Annotated in this window: 1 protein-coding gene; it reads right to left on the reverse strand. The window is 68.6% G+C overall.

Annotation, left to right across the window (positions count from 1 at the left end):
• Positions 1-834, reverse strand: an 834-nt coding sequence (locus G6W55_RS37920) for a DNA gyrase subunit A (RefSeq protein WP_303049974.1), incomplete at both ends; no start/stop codon positions are given.

Below are 834 nucleotides of genomic sequence, written 5' to 3' on the forward strand. Positions count from 1 at the left end.
CGTCCTTCACCAGGTCGGCGATCTTCTGCGCGAGGTTGTCGGGGTTGACCTGGTAGGGCAGCTCCGTGACCACCAGGCACTGGCGGTTCTGGATCTCCTCGACCTCGACGACCGCCCGCATGGTGATCGAGCCGCGGCCCGTGCGGTACGCCTCCTCGATGCCCTTGCGGCCCACCACCAGCGCGCCGGTCGGGAAGTCGGGGCCCTTGATCCGCTCGATGAGCGCGTCGAGCAGCTCCTCGTGGGACGCCTCGGGGTTCTCCAGGTACCACTGGGCGCCGGACGCGACCTCGCGCAGGTTGTGCGAGGGGATGTTGGTCGCCATACCGACCGCGATGCCCGCCGAACCGTTGATCAGCAGGTTCGGGAAGCGGGCCGGCAGGACGGTCGGCTCCTGGGAGCGGCCGTCGTAGTTGTCCGTGAAGTCGACGGTCTCCTCGTCGATGTCACGGACCATCTCCATCGACAGCGGCGCCATCTTGCACTCGGTGTACCGCATGGCGGCCGCCGGATCGTTGCCCGGGGAGCCGAAGTTGCCGTTGGAGTCGACCAGCGGCATACGCATCGACCAGGGCTGGGCGAGACGGACCAGCGCGTCGTAGATCGAACTGTCGCCGTGCGGGTGGTAGTTGCCCATGACGTCGCCGACGACGCGCGCGCACTTGTAGAAGCCGCGCTCGGGGCGGTAGCCGCCGTCGTACATCGCGTACAGCACGCGCCGGTGGACGGGCTTGAGGCCGTCCCGGACGTCGGGCAGCGCGCGGGAGACGATGACGGACATCGCGTAGTCGAGGTACGAGCGCTGCATCTCCGTCTCGAGCCCGACGGGCTCGA

The organism is Streptomyces sp. CAI-85 (genome assembly GCF_013363615.1).
Classification (GTDB): domain Bacteria; phylum Actinomycetota; class Actinomycetes; order Streptomycetales; family Streptomycetaceae; genus Streptomyces; species Streptomyces antibioticus_B.